Annotated in this window: 6 protein-coding genes; all 6 read right to left on the bottom strand. The window is 67.7% G+C overall.

Features of this window, described 5'->3' with window-relative positions:
- Nucleotides 1–84: 84 nt before the first annotated feature.
- Entirely contained in the window at nt 85–948 is an 864-nt protein-coding gene (gene prmC / locus SFU54_RS04035; protein ID WP_319015026.1) for a peptide chain release factor N(5)-glutamine methyltransferase, read from the bottom strand.
- Between the two features lie 10 nt (nt 949–958).
- Complete coding sequence (prfA, locus tag SFU54_RS04030; protein WP_319015025.1) at nt 959–2,041, bottom strand: peptide chain release factor 1; 1,083 nt, start codon at nt 2,039–2,041, stop codon at nt 959–961.
- A gap of 69 nt (nt 2,042–2,110) precedes the next feature.
- A complete protein-coding gene (gene rho / locus SFU54_RS04025; RefSeq protein WP_319015024.1) occupies nt 2,111–4,015 on the bottom strand; it encodes a transcription termination factor Rho in 1,905 nt (634 codons plus the stop codon).
- A gap of 179 nt (nt 4,016–4,194) precedes the next feature.
- Nucleotides 4,195–5,148 (bottom strand): homoserine kinase, encoded by a 954-nt coding sequence (gene thrB / locus SFU54_RS04020; protein ID WP_319015023.1) that lies wholly within the window; start codon nt 5,146–5,148, stop codon nt 4,195–4,197.
- The gene (gene thrC / locus SFU54_RS04015; RefSeq protein ID WP_319015022.1) at nt 5,145–6,227 is read right to left on the bottom strand and encodes a threonine synthase; all 1,083 of its coding nucleotides are present in this window, start codon (nt 6,225–6,227) and stop codon (nt 5,145–5,147) included. The genes thrB and thrC overlap by 4 nt, the downstream gene beginning before the upstream one ends.
- A gap of 1 nt (nt 6,228) precedes the next feature.
- Nucleotides 6,229–7,504, bottom strand: a 1,276-nt coding sequence (locus SFU54_RS04010; RefSeq protein WP_319015021.1) for a homoserine dehydrogenase, incomplete at its 5' end; no start/stop codon positions are given.

Here is a 7,504-nt window from a genome sequence, read left to right as displayed (position 1 = left end):
CTCAGAGCCAGCTTCGCGGGAGTATCCGGCCATGAATCTCCATCCTCCCGAATTAGAACAACGGTCGCCGCCGTCGGCGATCGTTCAGCGGTGCGCGGTCGTCGCGCGGTCGCGGCCCAGCAGGTCGCGGTGTGAGGCGACGGCGGCAAAGCCGCCCGCGCGCACGAGCGCGGCAATGGACTCGGCTTGCAGTTCGCCGTGCTCGATCACGAGAGTGCCGCCGGGTCGGAGCAAGCGGTGCGCGGTGGCGATGAGCGCGCGCACGGCGTCCAGGCCGTCGGCACCCGAGTAGAGCGCGTGTTCAGGGTCGAAGAGGCGCACCTCGGGGTCACGCGGAACCGCGCCCACGGGAATGTAGGGCGGGTTGGAGGCGACAACGTCGACGGTTCCGTTGAGCTCGGGCAGAGCATCCGCCAGATCGGCGAAGACGAGGCGCACGCGGTCGTCGCCGTAGCGGCGCACATTGCGGGTGGTCCAGACGAAGGCGGGGGCCGAGTTCTCGACCGCGACGACCTGCGCGTGCGGCACCTCGACGGCCATCGCGAGGGCGATCGCGCCGCTTCCGCTGCCGAGGTCGACGGCGAGCGGGCTCGGGCTCGGCACGGCGGCAAGCGCGTCGATGGCGAACTGCACGACGAGCTCGGTCTCGGGCCGCGGTACGAAGACGCCGGGGCCGACCGCGAGCTCGAGCGTGCGGAACGGTGCCACCCCGGTGATGTGCTGCACGGGTTCGCGTGTGGCGCGTCGTTCGACGTATTCGGTGATCGTCATGACCTGCTCGGCGTCGACGGCCGCGCCGATGAGAGCCTTGGCCTGCACTTGTCCGCGGCTCATGCCGAGCACGTGCCCAATGAGCAGGTCGGCGTCGGCTTCGGGCGTGGGCACGCCAGCCTCGCCGAGCACCGTGATGGCGTGCTCGCGCAACACCGCGAGGTCGGGCTTGCTCACGAAACTGGCGCTAGACGTCGGTGTCGCCGAGAGCCGCGAGTCGCGCCTCTTCGTCGAACGAAATGCACGACTCGACCACGGGAGCGAGCGCTCCGTTCATGACGGCGTCTAGGTTGTAGGCCTTGTAGCCCGTGCGGTGGTCGGCGATGCGGTTCTCGGGAAAGTTGTAGGTGCGGATGCGCTCCGAGCGGTCCATGCCACGAATCTGGCTCTTGCGGGCGTCGCTCGCCACGGCGTCGCGCTCTTCTTGCTGGCGCGCGAGAATGCGCGCGCGCAGCACGCGCATCGCCGCCTCGCGGTTTTGCAGCTGGCTCTTCTCGTTCTGCATTGCCACGACGATGCCCGTCGGCAAGTGGGTGATGCGCACGGCCGAGTCGGTCGTGTTGACCGACTGACCGCCGGGGCCCGACGAGCGGTAGACGTCGATCTTGAGGTCGTTCTGGTTGATGTCGACCTCTTCAGGCTCGTCAACCTCAGGAAAGACGAGAACGCCGGTGGTGGACGTGTGGATGCGCCCCTGCGACTCCGTCGCCGGCACGCGCTGCACGCGGTGCACGCCGCCCTCGTACTTGAGGCTGGCCCAGACGCCCTGAGCGGGATCACTCGAGCTGCCCTTGATGGCCACCTGCACGTCTTTGTATCCGCCCATGTCGCTGCGGGTGGCGTCGAGCAACTCGACCTTCCATCCGCGCGACTCGGCGTAGTACGAGTACATGCGCAAGAGGTCGGCCGCGAAGAGCGCCGACTCTTCGCCGCCTTCGCCACCCTTGATCTCCATGATCACGTCGCGTCCGTCATCGGGGTCGCGCGGAATCAACAGTCGACGCAGCTTTTCGGCGCGCTCGGTCACGGCAACTTCGAGAGCGGGCACCTCGTCAGCAAAGGCTTCGTCGTCTTTCGCGAGCTCGCGAGCCGCGGCGAGGTCGTCGGAGGCCTGCTGCCACTTGCTGTGGGCATCCACAATCTGGCTCAGTTCGGCATAGCGCCGATTGAGCTTCTTGGCGCGCGCGGCATCGGCGTGCACGGCGGGGTCGCCGAGCTGCCCCTGCAACTCTTCGTGTTCGGCAATGAGCGCGCCGACCGATTCGAACATGTCAAGAACTCCCTCAGCTCACCCGCGTGAGCGGGCGACGGATGCTACGGCTCGAGCTACTGTGCGTTGCTACTCAGCGTGCGCGGCGCCGGCCTGCGGCAGCGACTTCTGAACAGCGACCAAGAACTCGACGTTCGAGGAGGTGTCTTTCAGCTTGCCGAGCACGAGCTCAAGCGCCTGCTGGGTGTCGAGGCTCGCGAGCGCGCGGCGCAACTGCCACGTGACGCGCACTTCGTCAGCACCGAGCAGCATCTCTTCGCGACGCGTGCCCGAGGCCGAGATGTCGACGGCCGGGAAGATGCGCTTGTCAGCGAGCTGACGCGAGAGACGAAGCTCCATGTTGCCGGTGCCCTTGAACTCTTCAAAGATCACTTCGTCCATCTTCGAGCCGGTCTCGACGAGAGCCGTGGCAAGAATGGTGAGCGAGCCGCCGTCTTCGATGTTGCGCGCGGCACCGAAGAAGCGCTTCGGCGGGTAAAGCGCGGCCGAGTCGACGCCACCCGAGAGGATGCGCCCGCTCGTCGGAGCGGTGACGTTGTAGGCGCGGCCGAGGCGCGTGATCGAGTCGAGCAACACGACGACGTCGTGGCCGAGCTCGACGAGACGCTTGGCGCGCTCGATGGCCAGCTCAGCGACCGTCGTGTGGTCTTCTGCCGGGCGGTCGAACGTCGAGGCGATGACCTCGCCCTTAACCGAACGCTGCATGTCGGTGACCTCTTCGGGGCGCTCGTCGACGAGCACGACCATGAGGTGAACCTCGGGGTTGTTCTTGGCGATCGCGTCGGCGATAGCCTGCAGCACGAGCGTCTTGCCGGCCTTGGGTGGCGAGACGATGAGGCCACGCTGGCCCTTGCCGATCGGTGCGGCGAGGTCGATGATGCGCGTCGACAGGGTGTCGGGCGTGGTCTCGAGGCGCAAGCGCTCGGTCGGGTAGAGCGGCGTGAGCTTGCTGAACTCGACACGAGCGACCGCCTCTTCGACGGTCTGGCCGTTGATCGAATCGACGCGCACAAGCGCGTTGTACTTCTGGCGACCCTGGTTCTCGCCCTCGCGCGGCTGGCGAATGGCGCCGACCACGGCGTCACCCTTGCGCAGCGCGTACTTCTTGACCTGGCCGAGCGAGACGTAAACGTCGCTCGGTCCGGGCAGGTAACCGGTGGTGCGCACGAAGGCGTAGTTGTCGAGAACGTCGAGGATGCCCGCCACGGGAATCAGCACGTCATCGTCACTGATCTCGGGCTCGATCTCGTCGCCGCCGGGGCCGCGCTTGCGGTCACGACCGCGACCGCGGTTGCGGTTGCGCCCGTCGAGGTCTTGCTCGGCACGGTCGTTCTGCGGGCCACGGTTCTGCTCGGCCCCCTCGGTGCGATCGGCGCGCGCGCTCTGCTGACCGCGCTGGCCACCCTGGGCGTTCTGCGCGCCGCCGTTCTGGGCGCCGTTCTGGCCGGCACCGTTCTCGGCACGGTCGCCGCCACGGCGGTTGCGGTTGCGGCTGCGGTTGCGTCCGCCAGCGGCTCCCGACTCGTCACCCTCGGCGGCGGTCTCGCCGCCCTCGGTCGAAGCGTCGGCGTCGGAGCTCGCCTCGACGGAGGCGTCTGCCGTGTCGCCCTCGACCGCGGCGGGCGCGACCTCAGTGCTCGGCAGCGCGGTCAGCGTGTCGCTCGTGACGCGGCGTGAGCCACGGCGGCGGGGCCCGGCGTCGGCGACAGCATCCGTCGTCGCGTCGTCTGCGGAGTCGGCAGCCGCGGCAACAGCGCCGTCGGCCTCGACAGCGACGGCGTCGACGGCGGGTGCGTCGAGGTCGGCGGTGGGGGTCTGGTTGTCGTTGATGGCGGTCACAAGCTCTCCCTTGCGAAGTTTGGATACGCCGGCCACACCCAGGTCGGTCGCGAGCTGCTGCAGCTCGGCCAACTTGAGGGTGCTGAGGTCAGCGGGAACATTCACGCTCGAGGCGTGAACGGTGGGGTCAGTCACGGAGTTTTTCCTTTCGGCTCCGGGCGCGAAAGGCCACGGAGGATGCCTGGTGCCTCATGATCGCGACGCCATCGCGGGGCGAGGAGGAAACCGACGAAAAGCGGTGTCGACCGCGCGAACGCTGGGTGGCGCGAGTGGAAGCAGCAGGGCTGCTGGTGATTGCTCGGGCGGAGATCGGGCTAGGCCGCGGCCTCTGCCGGATGCGTGTTCACTGTAGCACCCTTGAAATCGACCGCGAGCATGTGCGAGACCCACGGCGTGGTGGTGTGCTGCTCAATGAGTTCGGCGGCGCGCAAGCGCTGCGCGGGGTCACTGCACAGCACGAGCACCGACGGACCAGCGCCCGAGACGACCGCCGCGAGACCCTCGGCGCGCAATGCCGTGATGAGCGCGTGGGTTTCGGGCATCGCGCTCGCGCGGTAGTTCTGGTGCAGCTTGTCTTCGGTCGCGGCGAACAGCAGCTCGGGGCTTTGAATAAGCGCCGCAATGAGCAACGCCGATCGTGAGACGTTGAAGATGGCGTCTTCGTGCGGCACCGACTCGGGCTGCAGCGAGCGCGCGAGCGCCGTCGACATCGTGCTCGTTTCAGGCACGGCCACGAGCAGCGAAACGCCACGGTGCACCGTGAGCCGCTTGTGTTTGGGGCCTTCGGGCGTCATCCACGCAATCGTGAGCCCACCAAACAGCGCGGGGGCAACGTTGTCGGGGTGACCCTCGAGTTCGGTCGCCCGTGCGAGCAAGTCATCGGGCCCGAGCTCGACGATGCCCTCGAGCAAACCCTTCGCGGCCATGATGCCCGAGACAATCGCGGCGGCCGACGAGCCCATGCCCCGGCCGTGCGGAATGACGTTGTGCGCCACGAGGTGCAAGCCCGGCAGGGCGACCCCGTGAGCGGCAAACGTGTGAGCGATTGCCCGCACAACCAGGTTCGACTCGTCGGTGGGCACCTCACCTTCGCCCACGCCATGCACCTCAACGGTGGCGCCTGGCTCTGCCCGCACGCTCACCTCGAGTTCGTCATACACCGAGAGTCCGAGACCCAAGACGTCGAAGCCCGGGCCGAGGTTGGCCGTCGTGGCCGGAACCTTCACGAGAACGCGACGACCCGCGAGGCGCGGGTCGACTGCACTCACGCCGACGCCTTCGAGAGGCCGAGCACCGAGGCAACCTCCGCGGTGTCGACGCGCACGACCGTGGGGCTCACGTCGACGCCATCCGGACCCTTGAGAGCCCACGAGGGGTCTTTCAGGCCGTGGCCCGTCACCGTGAGAACAACCGTCGACCCGGCAGGGATCACGCCGGCCTCAGCACGCTCGAGCAAGCCTGCCACCGAGATGGCCGACGCGGGCTCGACGAAGATGCCCACTTCTTGCGAGAGCAGACGGTGGGCAACCAGGATGTGCTCGTCAGAGATGGCGCCGAAGTAGCCGTTGCTGTCGTCGCGGGCCGCAAGAGCGAGCTCCCACGACGCCGGGTTACCGATGCGGATCGCACTCGCGATCGTCTCGGGCTTCTTGACGGGCTCACCCAGCACGATCGGCGCGCTGCCCGCGGCCTGGAAGCCGAACATGCGCGGCAGCTTTGTGGTCACGCCACGGTCGAGCTCTTCGCGATAGCCACGGTGGTAGGCCGTGTAGTTGCCCGCATTGCCGACGGGAAGAATGTGGAAGTCGGGCGCATCCTCAAGAACCTCAACGACCTCGAACGCGCCGGTCTTCTGGCCCTCGATGCGGTCGGGGTTGACCGAGTTGACGAGGTGCACCGGGTAGTTCGCCGAGAGGTCGCGCGCGATGTCGAGGCAGTCGTCGAAGTTGCCCTCGATTTGAATGATCTCGGCCTTGTGTGCGACGGCCTGGCTGAGCTTGCCCATCGAGATCTTGCCCTCGGGCACGAGCACGGCGGCCGTGATGCCCGCGTGCGTGGCGTATGCGGCAGCCGACGCCGAGGTGTTGCCGGTCGACGCGCAAATGACCGCCTTGGCTCCGTGCTCAACGGCCTTCGAGATAGCCATCGTCATGCCGCGGTCTTTGAACGAACCCGTGGGGTTCATGCCCTCGAACTTGACGTAGACCTTCGCTCCCGTGCGCTCGCTCAAGTAGCGCGCGGGAATGAGCGGCGTGCCGCCCTCGCCGAGCGTGATGATGGGCGTCGCCGCGCTGATGTCGAGGCGGTCGGCATATTCGTGCAAGAGTCCGCGCCACTGCTTGGCCATGTCAGAGTCCTTCTACTCGCAGCACGCTCGTCACGCTGTGCACGACGCTGCTGGTGGTCAGTGCCGCGACCGTTGCGGCGAGATCGGCCTCCGAAGCCTCGTGAGTGCCGATTACCAGGGTAGCCGCGCTCGGAGCATCCGTCGCACTGTGCGCGTCGACGACGGCCACCGACTGCGCAACGGTCTCGACCGAGACGCCGTGACTCTGGAACAGGGCCGCAATGAGCGCCAGCACTCCCGGCTCGTCGGCCACGAGCAGAGCGATCTGGTAGCGCGTCATGACCGAGCTGATCGGCAACACGGGCAAGTTGGCGTGCGTGCTCTCGGCAACACCGGGACCACCGACCACGTGACGACGCGCCGCCGAGACGACGTCGCCAAGCACCGCCGATGCGGTCTGGATGCCCCCCGCACCCGCCCCGTAGAACATGAGCGACCCGGCCGCTTCTGCCTCGACGAAGACGGCATTATTGGCGCCGTGTACCGCGGCGAGCGGGTGAGTGTCGGGGATCAGCGCGGGGTGCACGCGGGCGCTCACGCCATCGACGCCCGTGACCGGGTCGGTGAGCCGCTCGCAGATGGCGAGCAACTTGACGACGTATCCGGCCTTGCGCGCCGCAACGACCTGTTCGAGCGTGACCTCGGTGATTCCTTCGCGATACACCGCGTCGGCCGGAACGAGCGTGTGGAAGGCGAGGCTCGCGAGAATCGCGGCCTTCTGGGCCGCGTCGTATCCACCCACATCGGCGGTCGGGTCTGCCTCGGCATACCCGAGCGCGGTGGCCGTTGCGAGTGCATCGGTCATCGACTCGCCGTGGGCATCCATGCGATCGAGAATGAAGTTGGTCGTGCCGTTGACGATGCCCAAGATGCGCTTGACGCGGTCACCCGCGAGCGAGTCGCGCAACGGCCGGATGATCGGAATCGCGCCCCCGACGGCAGCCTCGTAGTAGAGCTGCGCACCCACTTGCTCGGCGGCCTCGAACAATTCGGGGCCGTGCGTCGCGAGCAGGGCCTTGTTGGCCGTGATGACGTCGGCTCCCGAGTTGAGCGCCTGCAGAATGAGCGTGCGCGCGGGCTCGAGGCCTCCCATGAGCTCGACGACGATGTCGGCGCTGAGAATGAGTGACTCGGCATCGGTCGTGAGCAGCTCGCGCGGAATCGCCGTGTCGCGTGGGGCGTCGAGGTTGCGCACAGCCACGCCCGCGAGCTCGATGCCGGCGCCAATGCGGGCAGCGAGCTCGTCGCGGTGCGTCAGCAGCTGGTCGGCCACTTGC

This window comes from Microcella sp. (assembly GCF_033763155.1).
Lineage (GTDB): Bacteria > Actinomycetota > Actinomycetes > Actinomycetales > Microbacteriaceae > Microcella.
This window is presented reverse-complemented; position numbering and strand designations above follow the sequence as displayed.

Excerpts from the sequence above, each read along its gene's own strand:
- thrC (WP_319015022.1), bottom strand. The coding sequence starts at position 6,227 with ATGGCCAAGCAGTGGCGCGGACTCTTGCACGAATATGCCGACCGCCTC.
- prfA (WP_319015025.1), bottom strand. The coding sequence starts at position 2,041 with ATGTTCGAATCGGTCGGCGCGCTCATTGCCGAACACGAAGAGTTGCAG.